Below are 20,325 nucleotides of genomic sequence, written 5' to 3'. Positions count from 1 at the left end.
ACTAGCACATCGGAAACTGCTGTGGCTGATGCAGCGTAATCTACATTAAGAATTATATGAAATTATATAAATAATCAACTATTATGGAGGTATAAAAAGATGAAATTAACATTAGTTACAACATTATTATTAGCTGGTATTATGATGGTCCCAACATCAGCTTCAGAAATACAGACGATCAGTGTGAAAAACGAAATAGCGCACGCTAAAGTATATATGTATAATGACGGCTTATTTTTGAGATTGCTGGATACTGACAGATTGTATGGCGCTGAAATTACGATTACATTTGCAGATGATTTGGACGATGCGACGACGCAGTTCCAGTATTTGCCATCAACAACACTAAATTTTGCAAATGTCAGTGGCAATGAAATGAAAATTTTGATTGAGGATAGTAATCCCATCACTTATGCCGATGAACTGGATGTCGCTTTTGTGAGATACCCAACAGACACTATTATAGAATCAATTCATGTCAAAATGATTTATCCAAACGAGACAAAAAACTTCTGGGTATATTCTACGGTATTTACAAATGAAATCTATCATATGCCACCTGCTCCAGAACGATCAGTATTACCTACACCAGAGGTAGCGCCGAATGTGTCATATGTAGGGCCGAATCAATATTATTATCCAACACCAGAAGTAGGCCCGAGCCCAAACCCAAATTATACTATACCAACAGTGGGTCCGAACCAATATTACTACCCAACGCCAGAAGTGGGGCCGAGGTGGGATATGTGGGACCAAACCCAAATTATACTATACCAACAGTGGGTCCGAACCAATATTACTACCCAACGCCAGAAGTAGGACCAAACCCAAATTATACTATACCAACAGTAGGTCCGAACCAATATTACTACCCAACGCCAGAAGTGGGGCCAAACCCAAATTACACTATACCAACAGTAGGTCCGAACCAATATTACTACCCAACACCAGAAGTGGACCAAACCCAAATTACACTATACCAACAGTAGGTCCGAACCAATATTACTCCCAACACCAGAAGTGGACCAAACCCAAATTACACTATACCAACAGAGGTCCGAACCAATATTACTCCCAACACCAGAAGTGGACCAAACCCAAATTACACTATACCAACAGTAGGTCCGAACCAATATTACTCCCAACACCAGAAGTAGGACCGAATGTACCATCAGTGTATGTAGAACCAGATGCTAACAATACAATGCCAGAAATTTTTTCGTATTAATAATCGAAATTTTCTGCACTCAACTTTCAAGGAGGTAGTTTCTATGAAATTAAAAACGGCAGCAGCACTATTATTAGCAAGTATCACCATGGCAACAACGCCTGCTACAACAGCATATGCAGCACTTGTGTATAGCGGAATAGAGCAATCTAATGCAAAGATATATACGTATAATGATGGTTTATTTATTCGATTGTTGGATACCGAAAAATTGTATGGTGCCGAAATTACGATTACATTTGCCGATGATTTGGACGATGCAAAGACGCAGTTTCAATCTTTGCCATCTACAACACTCAAATTTGCAAATGTCAGTGGCAACGAAATGAAAATTTTAATCGAGGATAGCCGACCAATAACTTATGATGATGAACTGGATGTTGCGTTTATACAATACCCAACTGATACTATTGTGGAATCAGTGTATGTAAAAATGATTTATGCGAATCGTACAGAAAAATTTTCGGTATCTTCGACGCTATTTACGAACGAAACGTATTATGCACCACCAACTTCAAGTTTCTATGCAAGTACTGTAGTTTTGCCAGGATCTTCCGAAGTGTCGGGAGGTAGATTTCCAACACCAGAAGTATCTCCAGAAGTAGCACCAGGCTACATAGGGCCAAACCCCAACTATCCGATACCTCACGAAAATGTAGCACCCGGAGTTGTGTTATTCCCAACACCAGAAGTAACTCCAGATACACCACCAGGCTACATAGGACCCAATCCCAACTATCCGATACCTCACGAAAATGTAGCACCCGGAGTTGTGTTATTCCCAACACCAGAAGTAGCGCCAGGCTATATAGGACCAAACCCCAACTATCCGATACCTCACGAAAATGTAGCACCCGGAGTTGTGTTATTCCCAACGCCAGAAGTAACTCCAGATACACCACCAGGCTACATAGGACCCAATCCCAACTATCCGATACCTCACGAAAATGTAACAACAGATGGATTTTTTCCGACACCAGAGCTTCCACCAGGTTATATAGGGCCGAATATTTCTAATCCTTCATTATCTCCAGGGCTGGGACCGGTCTATTTTCCGGGCGAATTTCCAACTCCAGAAGTGACGTATGATCCACATTTAGATGATTTTGATATTCAAAGACCTTCTACATCGGGACGCATTACCACTGTTTCGATAGACATCGAAAACGAAAATGTATATAAGGATTATGCTATTACTCATATTCCAAACAATGTAATTAACGCAGCAACAGCAGATGTCATGAAAGAATCCAATGTACGCGGCACAATACCCAAGCTATCTATAGATGTAGACAGCCATAAAAATTCTGATAAAGTTAGCGTTAAGTTTAATTCAAACGCACTAGTGAGTTTGTTAAGCGATATAGATTCAGTATTTGAAATGGAGACAAATTTAGGTACATTTAACTTAGATTTTGATGCGATCGATGGATTGATTCATGACGCAGACGACAAAGACGTGGTTTTAACTATAGCAAACGAAGACGCTATAAAAGCAAATAGCAGACAAGCAGATACATTGAAAGGCAATACAGCTTATGAAATTATTATAGAAACCAATAGTAAAGAGATTACAGAGTTTGATAGCGAAATTGCTATTACCCTGGATTATTCTTTACCGTATGGTCATGATAGACTGTCTGTTACTGCATACGCGGTAGATAAATACGGAAATTTAGACGAAGTAAAATCTGTTTATTATTCTTCTAGCGAAAAGATTGTAATTTATAGCGATGAGCTTTCGATATTTATGATTGATTCTAATAGATAGAAATTATCATTTCTTTTGAATAAATTGGTATAATAGGGACAGACTAATATTAAATACTATTTGTCAAAGGAGCATTCTATGAATCTAAAAGGAAGTAAAACAGAAGAAAACCTCAAAACAGCATTTGCAGGAGAAGCTCAAGCTAGAAGTAAGTACCATTATTATGCATCGCAAGCCGCTAAAGATGGTTATAAACAGATTTCGGATCTATTTACCGAAACCGCTAATAACGAAGAGGCACATGCCAAAATTTGGTTTAAACTGCTACACGATGGTGCCATGCCTGATACAGAATCCAATCTTAAAGACGCTATAAAGGGCGAAAAATTTGAATGGTCTGACATGTATTTGGGCTTTGCCGAAGTTGCCAAAGAAGAAGGGTTCAATGATATCGCAAAATTATTTCAGTCTGTTGGCGCAATAGAAAAAGAACACGAAACACGATACGCAAAATTATTAGAAAACTTAGAAAACAAAAGTGTATTTAAGAAAAACGAAAAAGTTGAGTGGATATGTACAGTGTGTGGGCATACTCTAGAGGGGCTTAGCGCACCAAAAGTTTGCCCAGTCTGTTCGCATCCACAAGCGTTTTTTGAAATTAAGGCATATAATTATTAAAATACTAGCGCCTGATCAGCAAGTCTGGTTGGGCGTTTTATATAGCGAAGGTGAAAAAATGAATATAGAACAAATACAAGACGCATACGAAACCATTAAGGATGTAGTGGTCAAAACTCCTATATTGTATAGTCCAGTTTTTTCAGAAATGTGTGGAAACGGCAACAAAGTATATCTCAAATGCGAAAACTTGCAAACTACAGGCGCATATAAATTACGAGGTGCGCTAAACAAAATTCGCAAGTTGACCGCAGAGCAAAAGGGTCGAGGAGTAGTATGCGCTTCTGCTGGAAACCATGCTCAAGGCGTGGCATATGCAGCTACTCTCGAAAAAATTAATGCGACAATTGTGATGCCCGAAACAACTCCATATCTGAAAGTTCAGGCAACGATGGATTTTGGAGGCAAGGTTATATTGCATGGCAAATTTTTTGATGATGCTTATAAGAAAGCGTGTGAGTTATCGCAGCAAGAGGGCGCCACGTTTATTCACCCGTTTGATGATGAAGAGATTATGGCAGGACAAGGCACTGTTGGGTTGGAAATATTGGATCAATTGCCAGATTGCGATATAATTGTTGTACCAATTGGTGGCGGAGGATTGATCAGTGGCATAAGCGTTTATGCTAAAGCCATAAATCCTAATATAAAAATAGTAGGTGTACAAGCTTATGGCGCATCTGCCATGGTGAAAAGTTTTCAAGAACACAGATTGATTGCTTTAGATTCTATTGCAACTATCGCGGAGGGCATTGCGGTAAAGAGCCCTGGCAAGTTAACTTTCGAAGTAATTTCAAATTATGTGGATGAGATGGTTAGAGTTAAAGACAACGTAATAGTCGATAAACTTTTAGTATTATTAGAGAAACATAAATTAGTGGCAGAAACATCTGGTGTCGCATCTTTAGCCGCGTTAAAAGATATTAAAAATATTCAAGATAAAAAGATAGTGTGTTTGATTAGTGGCGGAAATATTGATATGCTTAATTTATCAGCATTAATTAATAGTGGATTTGTATCTAGAGGACGTATATTCTGCTTTGGGGTCGAGCTTGCTAATATCCCTGGGCAACTATTAAATGTATCAACTTTATTAACAAAACTTGGCGCTAATGTAATTAGATTAGAACATAACCAAGCCAAGGCTAGAAATAAATATCAAAATGTACAGCTAGAAATTACAGTTGAAACAAACGGATTTGCCCATATCCAAAGGATTAAAGAGGCATTTGAGGAAGCGGGATATTTTATTAATCCTCAATATTAATTTGGACAATTTCATAATAATTTGAGTCGATGTAGAAAAAAATCCCAAATTACGAAAAAATATGTAAAAATAAGTTGCATAGTTTAATAATTTAAAGTATAATAAGGTAAAAAATAAGATGATTTTTTAGGGGGACTTTAAAAATGGAAACAAATAAGAATATTCAAATTGTAATAGCAGATGATAGCAAAGATATGATTGACATTTTACGAGAATTTATTAACAAGCAAGCTGGTCTTGAAATTGTAGGAGTGGCATATGATGGAAACGAGGCTTATGACGCAGTAATTAAGCTTGCTCCAGACATTTTAATATTAGATGTTATAATGCCAAACCTAGATGGGATTAGTGTTTTAGAAAAATTGAAAGCAACTAAATTATCTAAAAAACCAATTGTGATTATGTTATCTGCCGTTGGCCAGGACAAGATCACAGGTCGTGCACTTGCTTTGGGGGCTGAATATTATATTGTGAAGCCATTTGATTTAGATGCGTTAGTGTTGCGAATAAAACAACTTATGAATATGCAAGACATGTATAATATGCCGCAAAATCAAAATCTTATTAAAGAAGACAATAAAGAAGAAAAAGAACGCATATCAAAATTTACGTTAGAAACAGAAGTAACTAGTATTATTCATGAGATAGGCATTCCGGCACATATTAAGGGATACCAATACTTGCGAGATGCCATCATTATGGCCATAAATGATATGGATATTCTAAATTCAATTACTAAGCAGTTATATCCGTCCATTGCTAAGAGGTATAATACAACACCTAGTAGAGTAGAAAGAGCAATCAGACATGCCATAGAAGTTGCGTGGAGCAGAGGAAAGATGGAAACACTTGAAAAATTATTTGGATATACTGTAAATAATGGCAAGGGAAAACCTACCAATTCCGAATTTGTTGCTCTTATTGCCGATAAGCTTAGACTTCAAATGCAAGTTTCATAATGGCTCAAGTCAAATTGGAGCCATTATGCTGATATGGTGTCAGTGTGATGGTTCCTATTTGAGAGAAAGTACATATTTGAATATAATTTAGGAAACACTAAAACTAAAATTAAGACGGAGGTATAACCATGATAAATATATTAACTAGCGAAGATGATTTTTTGCTACCATTATACCTTAAAGAAAGTATCGTGGTAATTTATGGTGCAGGTGAAGTAGGGCAGCAAGTATATAAGGGTTTTGATCAAAAACGATGTGGAGTTGTACCTAAGGTAAATTTTTTTATAGATAAAAAAGCTAGTTCAATTGACAAAATAGATAATATAACTGTTATTACACTAGCCAGTTTCAAGAAAATGCTTTTGAAATTTAATGATGCAACATTTAATATTTTAATAGCGACTTTAGATGTAGAAGAATCGGTTAAAATAGAAAATAAATTAATACGACAATTAGCTGATAATGAAAATATTGTATTTAATCTTTTTTCTATGATACATTATGATTTAAATATAGATAAATATGGATTTAGAAGAGCAAAAAGAGTACTCATTAATCCGTTTATTTTCGAAGGATATAACCATATAGAAGACTTCAACAAAAATCCATATGCATATTTAAGCGAAATAAATATTGAGCCAGAATATACTATGAATACTTTTGGAATATATACGTACCCTGAGATTAAAACAAAGTATTGGAATAGCGAGAATGGATTGAGAAAAACAATTTGTAGTAAAAGGAAGTATACTAATAATATATATGTATTGGGATATTCTCGCATTAGAGGAGTAGGCGTTGAAGATAGATATACTATACCTAGTCAACTACAATTATTAGTAGATGCACATGATTATGATTATAAAGTCCATAATTATTCGCAGCCTAATCACAACAGTTTTAGGACTAATATAATGACTCTATTTGTTGCATTAAAAAATATAAAATTAATTAAGGGCGATATAGTTATATTACCCGGAACAAATAAGTTTCAATCTATATATGACTATGAATATCTATTACATTCAATGAACCTTGTGAAAGAAATAAAATTGTATTGTAATCAATATGGAGCTGAGTTATATTTTTTATATTGGCAAACAATATTTGATAAACCAAATTTAACTCAAAACGAATTCGATTTGTATAGATATTTTAAAGTCAGTAATAAAGAACAGTTGATAACTTCTGAAACTATACAATATTTTCATCAATTAACTCGTCAAGCAGCTAATATTGTTAAATCTATATGCTTGATCCATGAAATTCATTATATTGACTTAAGCTCTATGTTTTCTGATATAGAAATGAATAATAAAATTTTTATAGATAGTGCACATTATACCCCAAAAGCTCATACCCGAATTGCACAACTTATGTTTGATGAAATATTTGTTAACGACAGTAAAAAGAAATTTGATCAATCGACTAAACAATGGCAACAAGCTCATATAGACGATGAATTAAAAATTATGCTAACAAATGAAGTATACGCTCAATTAGATCAATATGTTAAAGGAATACTCAAATCCAGTAATGCCATATACAACGACCTTGCAAATATAGGTAGCATAGTGGTAAATTGCAATCCATTCACATTCGGGCATAGGTATGTCATAGAGTATGCCGCTAGCCAAGTGGACTTATTATATATATTTGTTGTGGAAGAGAATAAGTCGGTTTATACGTTTGAAGAACGTTTTGCCTTAGTTCAAGAAAATTGCAAGGACTTAAACAATGTCATTATTATACCAAGTGGAAACTTTATTATTTCTCAAAGGACTTTCCCTTCATATTTTTCCAAAGAGACGATTATAAAAGGTGACGTTATTTCTGGTCCAGATGTCGATCTCGGAATTTTTTGCCTCAAGATTGCACCCGAATTGAATATCACCAAAAGATTTGTGGGCGAGGAACCCTATTGTGCCGTGACCAGCAACTATAATGCAGAAATGAAAAAAATGTTGCCTAAGTATAATATCGAAGTAATTGAGATTCCTAGAAAAGAAATAGACGATGAAGTGATTAGCGCCTCAAAAGTTAGAAGATGCGTTCTTGAGGAAGCTTATGAATTATTAGAAAAGTTGGTACCTCAACCTACAGTAGAATTTTTAATTAAAAAGCATAAGCGTTAAAAGGCACTAGAATAACTAGTGCTTTTTTTTATATCAAAATTATTAAAAATCAAACACAAAAATACTCTATGTCAATATATAAGCTTTACAATCATGGGGCAATTTGTTATAATTAGAAATAAAAAAGGAGAGAGATACATGGAAATAGGAATTTTATATTTGCTTATTGGTTTATCAGCTTCGACAGTAGGTGCTATATCCGGGCTTGGTGGCGGAGTAATCATTAAGCCAGTTCTTGATTTTTTTGGTCATTACGATATGGCAACTATAGGGATACTTTCATCGTGTACAGTATTTTCGATGGCAATTGTTTCGCTAGCCAAAAAATTCATGTCAAAAGCAACTTTTGAATACAAAAAATTATTATCCCTTTCATTTGGTGCTATTGCCGGAGGGTTTATTGGGAAATACATATTTGATATATTTGATAATTTAATTCCCGAAACAAATGCTAAGATTATTCAGTCTGTACTTTTAGCATTATTGATGTTTAGCATTTTACTATTTAATATATTTAAGAAAAAAATCAAAACTTTTAATACTTCGAATATATTTATATGTTTAACAGCAGGAATAGTTATGGGTACTATATCAGCTTTTTTGGGTATAGGTGGAGGACCTGTAAATGTAGCATTAATAATAATTCTATTTTCTTGCAATGCCAAAGATGCAGCAATATATTCCATATTTACCATATTCTTTTCACAAATATCAACTTTAGGAACTACTTTATTTACAGTAGGGTTTGGAGCATATGATTTAAGTACTGCCCCGTATATGATATTTGGTGGTATTGCAGGAGGTTTTCTAGGAGATAAATTTAGCAAAAAACTTACAAGTAAGCAAGTAGAAAAGCTATTTAGTTTAATAATGATAGTTGTCATCTGCCTTAATATTATTAATATAGTAAGGGTCGCAACTATTTAAGAAGAGACTGCTCACTTGATGGGCAGTTTTTTTGTTGGTAAATTTCCAATAAATCACAATTATGCTATTTCTATTTTTTAGTGTTATAAAATTCACAGAAAGGATCATAATAGCCATATACAATTAGATAAAGAACTACAAGGAGGAGATACTTTTGAAAAAATATTTGGTGTTAGCTATATTTAGTTTATTGCCTATCACAACTAATGGTATGAATATTACATATAATGATTCGGGTAATTATAATACATTAGGAGAGTTTTTGCAAAATTTACATGGAGCCAAAGAGTTTTATATAGGATCTGATATAACAATAAAGAATAATATAGAACCTAATAAAAGTGATAGAGCCATAGTGAGAGCAATCGAAATGCTAGAACAAAATAACGGGGATTTGGTAAGCGTATTGATAGACGGAGAAGTTAGCGATGTTACAACACGCAGCGAAGATAATAGATTGATATTAGAAATTAAAAATAGCACAAGACTGCTAGCTCAAACTATAATGCCATTTAAAAATGATACGATAGAATTGATAGAAAGCTCCGATAATGATGGAGTTACAACTATAGCATTTACACTAAAAAGAGAAGCGCATGTAGAAACAATTATAAGCGATAATCGAGATGAAATAATAGTACAATTTTATGGCAAACCCATTGATGCAATTGTTGCAGGCACAGATTCAGCAGGAGACTATTTGGTATTAAATGGAATTAAAAGTACAGAAGTAAATTTGAATATATATGACGAAGCCGAAAAGTTAAGGATCAAAGTTCCGCATAATTATTTAGATACAAAGCAACGATGGGCAAACTTTAAAGGAGATTATATAAATACAATCAAGGTAGATAATGCTATGGGTGGACTCGAAATAGAGGTTGATTTGAAGAAGACCAATTTTAATTATCAATTTGAAGAAACTGAAGGAGCATTATTTATTAGGTTCCAAAAAGTTCAAGAAGAAATAGGAGAGGCATTTTTTGGAGAAATACCTTTAGAAGCACCAACAGTAGAAGCACCAAATGCAACGGTGAACGAGAATACAATAGCTGGCGATAATACATCAACTGCTGATAATTCGTCAACCGCTGATAACACATCATCACCGCTGATAACAACATGATACCACTGCATAACCACTGATAACCACTGATAATGCATCAACCGATGATAATGCAACGAAGGACGATAATACAATTACAACAGAAGAAATAGAATTATCTCAGAAAATGATTGTACAAAAACCTTTAATAGATATAGAGTTAATTTCAAAAGCAGGCATAAATAAATCTACCAAACCGCTGATTATTGACAAAGAATCAAATATGTTGCTATTAACTCAGTATAATAAATCCATTATAGAAATCATAGATAACTATAAAGAACGAGAGATTATTATAGATTTGGGAGCGGACTATTCTGCTGCATATGCATCTACAAAATTGCAAGTAAACAGCGATAATATTAGAGAGATAGAAATATTGAATGATAAAACAACTCAGTTGATTATAAAAAGCAATCAGATATGTGCATACAACCAAACAGAAACAGCAAGTGGATTGAATTTAGAAATTGTTCGCCCAGAAGAAAAATATGCTAAAATACTAGTTTTAGATATAGGTCATGGTGGAAATGATCCTGGAACTTTAGGCAATGGCTTGATAGAAAAGGAGCTAAATACTGAGCATGCATTTGCCATTAAGGATTTTATCGAAACAAATTCAGATATTAAGATCTATATGACTAGAGAATTAGATGAGACATTAGCATTAACTTATCGAACTGATTTAGCAAACGAAATAGGTGCGCATTTATTTGTGAGTGTGCATAATAATTCTCATACCAGCGACATCCCAAATGGCAGCGAAGTATTCTATTTTCCGAGCGAAGATGATACAACATCCAAACTTATGGCAGAAGCAATGATTGAGAAAATTGTGGAATATACTGGAATGTTCAATCGAGGTGCTAAACCATCATCTAAATTGATAGTGCTAAAAACCAGCCAGATGCCATCATTATTAATAGAAGGAGGCTTTTTATCCAACATCGACGATGCTAAGAAGTTGGGCCAAAGTGAGTTTACAACTAGTTACTCTAAAGCTGTCGCAGAAACCATAATAGAATTTTTTAAATAGAGTATACAACGCACATGTATAATATTTGCATGTGCGTTTAAAGTATAAAATATAGCTGTTTGTGGAAATATAAAAATATATTTTAACAAAAAATATATGACAGGAGATGATTGAGTGATACCCGTTTTTAAAACAGATAACAATTTACAGATCTATAGAGAAAATAAAATTGTAATGCTCGGCGTAGGCAAAGAAGCTGCCAAGCTAATAAAACTTTTCAAAGCATTTAACATCGAAGTGACCGCATTTTACAATTATGCTAATCAAGAAGCGAGCAAATTGGTAGATGCTGATAAGGTAGTCGATCAGGCTAAATTTGAAGCGCTTGTAGCAGAAGAAAATACCATGATTCAAATCGCTCTGCCAGATGCATATAATGCTGCAGCAGCTGAATTAATTAAAAAATTGAATATTAAGAATTGGGTTTCATATGATGAAGCTGAAAATGTTTTAGTTTTCTTGAAAGTGGAGTCAACTTTTCCAGAAGATACAGATTGGATGGATAAGTTTATTAATGACATTACTCTATATCTTGATTCTTTGACTCTCAGTTTAAATCATTTTTTATCCATATATGACCACAATGAACCAATTATTCTTTGTATGCCTCCTAAAACCGGAGATTTTACTTTAAAATATACTTTTAACAAAAATGATATTGACTGTTATTTGTTTCCACATAGTTCATATATATTTAATAAAAAAGTTAATTTAAAAAGAAATAATAAATTAAAATTAACCTTTGGACTAAGAGAACCTATTGGACAAAATTTATCGTTAATTTACCACCTTATAAGTCATATGGGCGACTCACGAGTGAATGGTTTATCTATTCGACTATTCCAAGTATCTTTGGCAGAAAAAATAGATGTTCAAAAAATATTTGATAATTGCTTGATGCGATATAGCTATCCAGATATGAAAAAGAATGATCTTGATATCGTGGATCCATATCTTATTCAACAAAATATTTCTCAATTTTGCGAAAATGTAATTGATATTATGAGATACCCATTCGATAAGGAAAAAGGATATACTATCATTAGAGAAGGAAATATTGAAGTATTTGTATATCAGTTAGAAAAGCTCAACAATCTTATTCCTGAATTATCATCTTGGGTAGGAATACCCTTTGATAAATTAGAGAATTGTAATATGGCTGCAGACAAATGGATAGCCGATTCATATAAGCAAGCTCAAAAAGAATTGGTTATATCGCAAGAATATTTTGATGCGTGTTTTAACGAACCATATGTTAAGCATTTTTACTCTGATGCAGATATCGAAAAATTTAAAAATAGGTGGAGAAGTCATATACGGTAGAGGTGAGTGAACATGTCACACTTAGATAGATTAGAAGCAGAGGCAATTTATATTTTTCGAGAAGTAGTGGCTGAATGCGAAAAACCCGTTATGCTATATTCGATCGGTAAAGACAGTTCGTGTTTATTGCATTTAGCATTAAAGGCTTTTTATCCCGAAAAACTTCCATTTCCATTATTGCATATAGATACAACGTGGAAATTTCGCGAAATGATAGAATTTAGAGATCGCATAGCCAAGCAAGCTGGAATAGAAATGCTTGTTTACACAAACGAAGAAGGGGTTAAAAAAGATATTAATCCTTTTGATTATGGAAGCATTTACACGGATATTATGAAAACCGAAGCTTTAAAAAAGGCTCTGGATAAATATGGTTTTAATGTAGCGTTTGGTGGAGCTAGGCGTGATGAAGAAGCCTCTCGTGCCAAAGAGCGCATCTTTTCGTTTAGAAATAGTACACACACCTGGGATCCCAAAAATCAACGCCCCGAACTATGGGATTTGTATAATACTCAAATAAATAAAGGTGAAAGCATTCGTGTATTTCCGATATCTAATTGGACTGAAAAAGATGTGTGGCAATATATTAAGCAAGAGAATATAGAAATCGTTCCATTATATTTTGCAAAGGAACGTCCTGTTGTTGCACGCGATAACAATTTGATTATGATTGATGATGATAGAATGAAGTTGAAACCCGGAGAAACAGTAGAGCAAAAATCAGTGCGATTTAGAACCCTTGGATGTTACCCTCTAACAGGTGCTACTTTATCCGCGGCCGATACATTGGACAGCGTGATCAACGAAACGTTAAATACTACATCTTCAGAACGAGTTAGTCGAATTATTGATCATGAAGCTCGTGGAAGCATGGAACGTCGTAAAAAGGAGGGGTATTTCTAAATGAATACATTATTAAAATTTATTACTTGTGGTAGTGTGGATGACGGAAAATCAACTCTAATTGGACGAATGCTCTGCGACGCTAAACTGATATTTAAGGAGCAAGAAGCGGCATTAGTAGAGGACAGTAAACAGGGTAGCGCGGGTGATGAGATTGATTATGCCCTACTATTAGATGGACTTACGGCGGAAAGAGAGCAAGGCATTACGATCGATGTAGCATATCGGTATTTTAGCACTGATAGACGAAGTTTTATTGTTGCAGATACTCCCGGACATGAAGAGTATACTAGAAATATGGCAGTGGGAGCATCATTTTGTGATTTGGCAATTATATTAGTTGATGCTACAAAGGGTATTTTGCGACAGACAAAACGCCATACTAGAATTTGTAATCTAATGGGTATACGCAATTTTGTCTTTGCAATTAATAAAATGGATCTAGTCAATTATAAAAAATCTGTATTCGAAAATATAAGACATGATATATATACGCTCATGGAATCATTTAATTATCAAAGCTTATTTACCATTCCTATCGCTGCGTCTAAAGGAGATAATATCACAAGGTTATCTATTAATATGTTTTGGTATGAAAGCATTCCGTTATTGCAATACTTAGAGGAAGTGGATGTTGCAGTTACTGCCACAGAAAAACCATTTTTGATGACAGTGCAACGAGTGAGTCGTCCTGATCATACGTTTAGAGGTTTTCAAGGGCAGGTTATGCAAGGTAAACTAGCTTTAAATGATGCGGTTTATATATTTCCAAGTGGAGAGACAGCAGATATTAAGCAAATCTTATTAATGGATAAGGATGTTGTAGCAGTTGATACGCAACAAGCTGTAACTTTGGTATTGGATCGCGAAGTCGATTGCTCTCGAGGATGCGTAATCACAAAAAATAAAAAACAGACTATAGGACGTTTATTTAGAGCAAATTTGCTATGGATGGACGATGAAGAATTACTTGTAGGCAGAAATTATTTATTAAAAGTGGGAACCAAGGTTATCCCAGCCACTATAATAAAAATTCATTATTGCGTTAATGTGAATTCTGGAAAGCATATTTTACAAGAACAGGCACAGAAGAATGACTTAATAAATTGCGATGTTTCATTATCCGAAAAAGTGGTATTAGATAAATTTAATCAGACTCCTGAATTAGGACGTTTTATTTTAATCAACAGAATTACTAACATGACTGCAGCGTGCGGAGTCATTGAACACATATTATATCGTTCTGATAATTTAACATGGCAAAACCTCTATGTTACAAAAGAAATCCGTTCATTATTGAAAAATCAAATTCCTAAAACAATTTGGTTTACCGGATTATCTGGATCAGGTAAATCTACTCTCGCAAATGCTTTGGAGAAAATGTTAACAATTTTAGGAAAACACACCATGCTATTAGATGGCGATAACATTAGAATCGGTCTAAATAATAACCTGGGATTTTCAGAGGAGGATAGAGTAGAAAATATTCGTCGAATTGCAGAAGTGAGCAAGCTATTAAATGATGCAGGTATCATTGTATTAGTTGCCGCAATTTCACCTTTTGAAAAAGATCGAGAGAATGCTAAGAACATTATAGGCAAAGACTTTGTTGAAATCTACGTTAATACTTCTTTAGAAGAGTGCGAAAAACGAGATACTAAAGGGTTGTATCAAAAAGCTAGACAGGGTGAAATTAGCAAATTTACAGGAATATCTAGCCCTTATGAAGTACCAGCAAATCCCGACTTTATTGCCGACACTCAAAACAACAGTGTGGAAGAAATTATAAATCAAATATTAAACTATTTAAATTATTAATAAGGAGTAAATATTATGATGGACGAAACTGGAACAACTAAGATAACTTTTACTGAAATAAAAACGGCTTATGAAAGCTTAGCGGATGACTTGTCACGTGAGATCTTTGACAAAAGAATACAGTATGCATATAAACAAACACCTGCAAGTATTGAGGAATTAGGAAAATTAAATGTGAGTCCTGCAGTAGATATTGTGAATCCAGAAGAAAAAATAACACTAAGAAAAGAAGTGGAAAAATTTAGCAATCCAACAGTTATAATTTATGGAGCAGGTATATTAGGACACTCGATATTTGAAGCAATAAAAGATATTAAAAAGGTTATATTTTGCGTCAGTAATCCTAGTGATATCGACAATATAAAAACAGAAGATGGGGTAAAGGTAATATCTAAAGAAGAATTATTGCCAACTTATTCTGATACACCTATTATAATTGCCTCTCACACTTATTTTTCAGAAATATTAGATTCTTTAATATCTATTGGCATACATCCAGAGCATATAATAAATATTTTAAAATTTATGTTTGAAAATAATTATTTTGATAAAAGTATAATTTCTTTCAACGAAAATGAAGTTTTTGTTGATGTTGGTGTATATAATGCAAGCACTTCGATTGAATTTGCTGAAAAATATAAACAAAATTATAAAAAAATATATTTATTTGAAGCTGATCCCAAACTAGCTAAATTATCCAAACAAAATTTGGAGATATCCTCTATTAGTAATTATGAAATTTATGATGTAGGATTATGGGATAAAAAAGATACACTTAAATTTGAAAATACTCAAAGTAGTGCTAATTGTATTACTACAGAAGGAAATATTATAATTCATGTTGATACTTTAGATAATTATTTTATTCACGATAAAACGAATATCCGTGAAATTCCTACATTCATAAAAATGGATATTGAAGGAGCAGAATTAGAAGCGCTAAAAGGTGGAGAACAATTAATTAAACAATATGCTCCCAAATTAGCAATCTGTGTTTATCATAAACTAGAAGATGTGATCATTATCACCAATTGGCTTAAGAATATCAACCCAAAATATACTATGTATTTGAGACATCATGGTAGTGGTACGAACTCAGCATATGAAACTGTATTATATGCCATTCAAAAATAAAAAATCAAAACAAGTATTAAAACTACTAATATATGGAAATTAAACTATTTAAATTATTAATAAGGAGTAAATATTATGATAGACGAAACTGGAACAACTAAGATAACTTTTACTGAAATAAAAACGGCTTATGAAAGCTTAGCGGATGACTTGTCACGTGAGATCTTTGACAAAAGAATACAGTATGCATATAAACAAACACCTGCAAGTATTGAGGAATTAGGAAAATTAAATGTGAGTTCTGCAGCAGATGCTGTAAATCCAGAAGAAAAAATAACACTAAGAAAAGAAGTGGAAAAATTTAGCAATCCAACAGTTATAATTTATGGAGCAGGTGTATTAGGACACTCGATATTTGAAGCAATAAAAGATATTAAAAAGGTTATATTTTGCGTAAGTAATCCTAGTGATATCGACAATGTAAAAACAGAAGATGGAATAAAGGTAATATCTAAAGCAGAATTATTGTCAACTTATTCTGATACACCTATTATAATTGCATCTCACACTTATTTTTCTGAAATATTTGGATTTTTACTATCTAGCGGTATAGATCCAACTAATATAATTGATATTCTTAAAATATTATTTGAAGGACATTATTTTGACACAGATATTATTTCTTTGAGTAAAAATGAAGTTTTTGTGGATGTAGGTGTATATAACGGAGGCACTTCCATTGAGTTTGCTGAAAAATGTAATCGAATTTATAAACAGATATATTTATTTGAAGCTGATCCTGAACTAGCTAGATTATCCAAACAAGTTTTGGAGATATCCTCTATTAATAATTATGAAATTTATGACGTAGGATTATGGGATAAAAAAGAAACTCTTAGATTTAATAATACTTCGGAAATGAAATGTTCTAAAATTGATATGGAAGGAAATATTATAATTCATGTTGATACTTTAGATAATTATTTTATTCACGATAAAACGAATATCCGTGAAATTCCTACATTTATAAAAATGGATATTGAAGGAGCAGAATTAGAAGCGCTAAAAGGTGGAGAACAATTAATTAAACAATATGCTCCCAAATTAGCAATTTGTGTTTATCATAAACTGGAAGATGTAATCATTATCACCAATTGGCTTAAGAATATCAATCCAAAATATACTATGTATTTGAGACATTATGGTGGGGGCGGCGGTAAACAATATGAAACTGTATTATATGCAGTTCAAAAATAAAAAGTCAAAATAAGTATTAAAACTACTAATATATGGAAATTTAAACATTATAAAACAACTCCTGCTATTGTTATCAGCAGGAGCAATTTATTACTTTCGTAATTATAATGTATCCATAAACTTTTTAGTTGTTTTTTTTATATTTTCAGAACAACTTTTTTGTATTTGTGAATTTATAGCCATTTCATATATTTCTGTTCCACGTACGGTATCCCACCAATAACTTGCATATTCCAAATTTGGGTTATCCCAAGGTTTTAAAGCACTTACATAATGAATTATTTTAGGTTTTTGCCTTGCATCTAAATATTCTTGATAGATATTTGCAGGAAGATATTGTTTATATAAATTCATTACTGTACCTAGAAAATCTATGGTTAGATTCCAACTCTGTGGTAATATATAAATATGGTTCATAAATGATTTGGATAATATATCTTGTTCTACAGTTAGATATTTTTTTTCTGCTTCGTGTAAAAGTTCTACCGAAGAAGTTATTTTATGAACCTCATTTATATTAAATACAGTAACTCCACAATTGAAATATTCTACAATATTAGTTATACGCAATTTTTCATGGTAATACTTATTAGCCCATGTTCTGCGTATAGAAGTTGTTATAGTTCCCTTATCTACACATCCAGCTACAGCGTTTCCTTTTAAATCAATACTCAACAGATTAGCTATATCTTCTAATATGATTAAATCACAATCTAAATGTAAACTTTTTTTATAATTATGCATTATAGAAGGAATTAATAATTTAAAGTATACGCATGGTTGCCAATAATTACCGGGCTTATAAACATTATAAGTACTCATTTCATAACCAACATCGTAGAATCTAAGACTAAAGTTAATGCGCTGCACAACGACATTACGCAACAAGTTTTTGGACTTCTCCGATAAATCCTTATGAAAGATGATGATGTCATAGTTATTATTTACATTGGAAGTTTTGACCAGTGATATCAAAGTTGCCGCAGCACCGATGATGAACCTATCATCTGTTGTTAATACTATACAGTCTGATGTATCTGCAAATGCCGGCATCACCTCTTCTTCTACAGCTACATGCTCCACCTCGCACCAGTCGAGCTCGGCTAATCTATATTTGCCTTGCTTCTTTATATAACTATAGTATATTCCTAGCAATCGTTCACTTACATGATATAGCATTTTTAACCCTTCTACAGAATAATTGCTAAAGTCTGTCTGATTCTCTAACTCCTCTAATATTTTAAAACTCCAGTTACAATACTCATGAAATAGCTCTTTCTTCATAATATATAAAGATCCCGGATAGTATATGCGCCCTTTCAAATACTCCTCGGCTACTAATGCCATTTCTGGACTCGTTACCTTGATAATATTCAACACTGCCTCTAGCTTGTTATCGAAGATAGAAGGAATTTCAAACTGATCCATCACCGCTATATCCCACTCCACTGGTGAGGTGATTATCATGTCGTGCTGCTCTATCAGTTCTCGCATCGGTTGCTCAAATAAATTTAACTTCTCAATCACTTGTTTATTGAGATACTCAAATTTAATCGGTGGGTCTATTGTCGGATGTTCATCGAAGTATAGAGCCGGATATACAAAATCAGTTTTGGCGTTATTACGAATATTACTCTTCGAAAAACTTAGGTACTTGTTTTCCATTCCTAGCCCGTAATAGTCTGCTTCTGCGTTCTTCCATGCCCAGTATTGCACTGTTAAATACTGGTATTTATCGTACTTGTTCGAAATGTTGTTCCCTTCGCTGTCTCTAATAAATTTCGTCTCACCTGTCGACTGCGTTATAATATTTTGATATAGTGGGTTTTCCACCGTAATACTATTCTCTTGCGTATGCGCTACAAATATTTTAATATCTAACATTCATCCAATTCCTTTCTATAATGAAATTCATATTAATTATTATGGTTAATATCATAATAATTATACACATTAATAGCGATCGCTTATTTACAATAAATTATTTTTTTGTATAAATGGCAAAAAATTGGTTAAAACTATACTTATAATTTTTCTTTTAAGGAGTAAATGTCATGAAAAAACCAGAACATGTCATGTAATGAAGCAACCTGAGCATGTAGAAAGCGAGTTCTGCAAAAGCTTAACAGAAATAACTAGAATTCTCGAAACACCTCTTTATAGAGTTTGGGGCTGTGCTCCAATTTATGGCGAAGATGGTCATGTTCATGTATTTTATAGCAGATGGGTCCACAAATATGCTAAACCTGTTGGCTGGGTTGTATCTTGTGAAATTGCTCATGAAGATGAGATTATAATAGCAGGTGCTCTGGCAAACGAGGAATATTCTGGATTTTATCAGGTAACAGCAACTACAACTACTATGCCCCGTGTGAAACTGAGTACATTACCAGAATGGATCGACATCCGCCTGTCTCGAAATAATACTGAAGACGATTGGGAAGTTGCTACACACAATACTATCGACGGAGTTATGGTCACATTCAACCGCATCGATTTCTGTGATATATATCGAAGTGATCAACCACGAGCAAATTATATTAAGATAGCTACCAGGTAAATCTACTCTCGCAAATGCTTTGGAGAAAATGTTAGCAGTTTTTGGAAAACATACCATGCTATTAGATGGCGATAACATTAGAATCGGTCTAAATAATAACCTGGGATTTTCAGAGGAGGATAGAGTAGAAAATATTCGTCGAATTCCAGAAGTGAGCAAGCTATTAAATGATGCAGGTATCATTGTATTAGTTGCCGCAATTTCACCTTTTGAAAAAGATCGAGAGAATGCTAAGAACATTATAGGCAAAGACTTTGTTGAAATCTACGTTAATACTTCTTTAGAAGAGTGCGAAAAACGAGATACTAAAGGGTTGTATCAAAAAGCTAGACAGGGTGAAATTA

At 33.5% G+C, this 20,325-nt stretch carries 18 protein-coding genes; 17 read left to right on the top strand and 1 reads right to left on the bottom strand.

What is annotated here, in order from left to right; translation table 11 throughout:
• The first annotated feature begins 99 nt into the window (after window positions 1-99).
• The 15 genes from PCY70_RS12255 to PCY70_RS12185 all read left to right on the top strand — a co-directional run bounded on the left by PCY70_RS12255 (window position 100) and on the right by PCY70_RS12185 (window position 17,421).
• Complete coding sequence (locus PCY70_RS12255) at window positions 100-819, top strand: hypothetical protein (protein ID WP_305767551.1); 720 nt, start codon at window positions 100-102, stop codon at window positions 817-819.
• Window positions 747-989 carry a hypothetical protein gene (locus PCY70_RS12250; protein ID WP_305767550.1) on the top strand — a complete coding sequence of 81 codons (243 nt, stop codon included), beginning with the start codon at window positions 747-749 and terminating at the stop codon, window positions 987-989. Before PCY70_RS12255 ends, PCY70_RS12250 begins: the two co-directional genes overlap by 73 nt.
• Window positions 990-1,271: 282 nt before the next feature.
• Entirely contained in the window at window positions 1,272-2,999 is a 1,728-nt protein-coding gene (locus PCY70_RS12245; protein WP_305767549.1) for a hypothetical protein, read from the top strand.
• Between the two features lie 78 nt (window positions 3,000-3,077).
• Entirely contained in the window at window positions 3,078-3,617 is a 540-nt protein-coding gene (rbr, locus tag PCY70_RS12240; protein WP_010167086.1) for a rubrerythrin, read from the top strand.
• A 58-nt stretch (window positions 3,618-3,675) separates the two neighbouring features.
• Window positions 3,676-4,884, top strand: coding sequence for a threonine ammonia-lyase (gene ilvA / locus PCY70_RS12235; RefSeq protein ID WP_029487999.1), 1,209 nt, complete (start codon window positions 3,676-3,678; stop codon window positions 4,882-4,884).
• A 143-nt stretch (window positions 4,885-5,027) separates the two neighbouring features.
• Window positions 5,028-5,843, top strand: a complete 816-nt coding sequence (gene spo0A, locus PCY70_RS12230) for a sporulation transcription factor Spo0A (protein WP_010167090.1) — start codon at window positions 5,028-5,030, stop codon at window positions 5,841-5,843.
• A gap of 128 nt (window positions 5,844-5,971) precedes the next feature.
• Window positions 5,972-7,978: a nucleotidyl transferase family protein gene (locus PCY70_RS12225; RefSeq protein WP_305767548.1), complete on the top strand. Its 2,007-nt coding sequence runs from the start codon at window positions 5,972-5,974 to the stop codon at window positions 7,976-7,978.
• Between the two features lie 138 nt (window positions 7,979-8,116).
• Complete coding sequence (locus PCY70_RS12220; RefSeq protein ID WP_010167093.1) at window positions 8,117-8,905, top strand: sulfite exporter TauE/SafE family protein; 789 nt, start codon at window positions 8,117-8,119, stop codon at window positions 8,903-8,905.
• 154 nt (window positions 8,906-9,059) lie between these two features.
• The gene (locus tag PCY70_RS12215) at window positions 9,060-10,031 is read left to right on the top strand and encodes a hypothetical protein (RefSeq protein WP_305767547.1); all 972 of its coding nucleotides are present in this window, start codon (window positions 9,060-9,062) and stop codon (window positions 10,029-10,031) included.
• Window positions 10,032-10,137: 106 nt separating this feature from the next.
• A complete protein-coding gene (locus tag PCY70_RS12210; RefSeq protein ID WP_305767546.1) occupies window positions 10,138-11,046 on the top strand; it encodes an N-acetylmuramoyl-L-alanine amidase in 909 nt (302 codons plus the stop codon).
• Window positions 11,047-11,160: 114 nt separating this feature from the next.
• Complete coding sequence (locus tag PCY70_RS12205; RefSeq protein ID WP_305767545.1) at window positions 11,161-12,369, top strand: putative capsular polysaccharide synthesis family protein; 1,209 nt, start codon at window positions 11,161-11,163, stop codon at window positions 12,367-12,369.
• Window positions 12,370-12,381: 12 nt separating this feature from the next.
• On the top strand, window positions 12,382-13,272 hold the full coding sequence (gene cysD, locus PCY70_RS12200) for a sulfate adenylyltransferase subunit CysD (protein WP_044149510.1): 891 nt from the start codon (window positions 12,382-12,384) through the stop codon (window positions 13,270-13,272).
• Window positions 13,273-15,090, top strand: coding sequence for an adenylyl-sulfate kinase (gene cysC, locus PCY70_RS12195; protein WP_305767544.1), 1,818 nt, complete (start codon window positions 13,273-13,275; stop codon window positions 15,088-15,090). It abuts the gene before it with no gap.
• A gap of 15 nt (window positions 15,091-15,105) precedes the next feature.
• Complete coding sequence (locus tag PCY70_RS12190) at window positions 15,106-16,224, top strand: FkbM family methyltransferase (RefSeq protein ID WP_305767543.1); 1,119 nt, start codon at window positions 15,106-15,108, stop codon at window positions 16,222-16,224.
• A gap of 75 nt (window positions 16,225-16,299) precedes the next feature.
• On the top strand, window positions 16,300-17,421 hold the full coding sequence (locus PCY70_RS12185; protein ID WP_305767542.1) for an FkbM family methyltransferase: 1,122 nt from the start codon (window positions 16,300-16,302) through the stop codon (window positions 17,419-17,421).
• A gap of 102 nt (window positions 17,422-17,523) precedes the next feature.
• On the opposite strand, the gene PCY70_RS12180 is transcribed toward PCY70_RS12185, so the two are convergent.
• Complete coding sequence (locus PCY70_RS12180; RefSeq protein ID WP_305767541.1) at window positions 17,524-19,305, bottom strand: DUF4422 domain-containing protein; 1,782 nt, start codon at window positions 19,303-19,305, stop codon at window positions 17,524-17,526.
• A 196-nt stretch (window positions 19,306-19,501) separates the two neighbouring features.
• On the opposite strand from PCY70_RS12180, the gene PCY70_RS12175 reads away from it, so the two are divergent.
• Both PCY70_RS12175 and cysC (PCY70_RS12170) read left to right on the top strand, forming a co-directional pair.
• Window positions 19,502-19,981 carry a hypothetical protein gene (locus PCY70_RS12175; protein ID WP_305767540.1) on the top strand — a complete coding sequence of 160 codons (480 nt, stop codon included), beginning with the start codon at window positions 19,502-19,504 and terminating at the stop codon, window positions 19,979-19,981.
• A 28-nt stretch (window positions 19,982-20,009) separates the two neighbouring features.
• Window positions 20,010-20,325: adenylyl-sulfate kinase (cysC, locus tag PCY70_RS12170; protein WP_330696999.1), on the top strand; the 316-nt coding region annotated here is incomplete at its 3' end.

Source organism: Candidatus Epulonipiscium viviparus, from assembly GCF_030708075.1.
In the GTDB taxonomy this organism is placed as follows: domain Bacteria; phylum Bacillota; class Clostridia; order Lachnospirales; family Cellulosilyticaceae; genus Epulonipiscioides; species Epulonipiscioides viviparus.
This window is presented reverse-complemented; position numbering and strand designations above follow the sequence as displayed.

Coding starts and splice junctions, on each gene's coding strand:
- PCY70_RS12255 (WP_305767551.1), top strand. CDS start 100: ATGAAATTAACATTAGTTACAACATTATTATTAGCTGGTATTATGATG.
- PCY70_RS12245 (WP_305767549.1), top strand. CDS start 1,272: ATGAAATTAAAAACGGCAGCAGCACTATTATTAGCAAGTATCACCATG.
- rbr (WP_010167086.1), top strand. CDS start 3,078: ATGAATCTAAAAGGAAGTAAAACAGAAGAAAACCTCAAAACAGCATTT.
- ilvA (WP_029487999.1), top strand. CDS start 3,676: ATGAATATAGAACAAATACAAGACGCATACGAAACCATTAAGGATGTA.
- spo0A (WP_010167090.1), top strand. CDS start 5,028: ATGGAAACAAATAAGAATATTCAAATTGTAATAGCAGATGATAGCAAA.
- PCY70_RS12225 (WP_305767548.1), top strand. CDS start 5,972: ATGATAAATATATTAACTAGCGAAGATGATTTTTTGCTACCATTATAC.
- PCY70_RS12220 (WP_010167093.1), top strand. CDS start 8,117: ATGGAAATAGGAATTTTATATTTGCTTATTGGTTTATCAGCTTCGACA.
- PCY70_RS12210 (WP_305767546.1), top strand. CDS start 10,138: ATGATTGTACAAAAACCTTTAATAGATATAGAGTTAATTTCAAAAGCA.
- cysD (WP_044149510.1), top strand. CDS start 12,382: ATGTCACACTTAGATAGATTAGAAGCAGAGGCAATTTATATTTTTCGA.
- cysC (WP_305767544.1), top strand. CDS start 13,273: ATGAATACATTATTAAAATTTATTACTTGTGGTAGTGTGGATGACGGA.
- PCY70_RS12190 (WP_305767543.1), top strand. CDS start 15,106: ATGATGGACGAAACTGGAACAACTAAGATAACTTTTACTGAAATAAAA.
- PCY70_RS12185 (WP_305767542.1), top strand. CDS start 16,300: ATGATAGACGAAACTGGAACAACTAAGATAACTTTTACTGAAATAAAA.
- PCY70_RS12180 (WP_305767541.1), bottom strand. CDS start 19,305: ATGTTAGATATTAAAATATTTGTAGCGCATACGCAAGAGAATAGTATT.
- PCY70_RS12175 (WP_305767540.1), top strand. CDS start 19,502: ATGAAGCAACCTGAGCATGTAGAAAGCGAGTTCTGCAAAAGCTTAACA.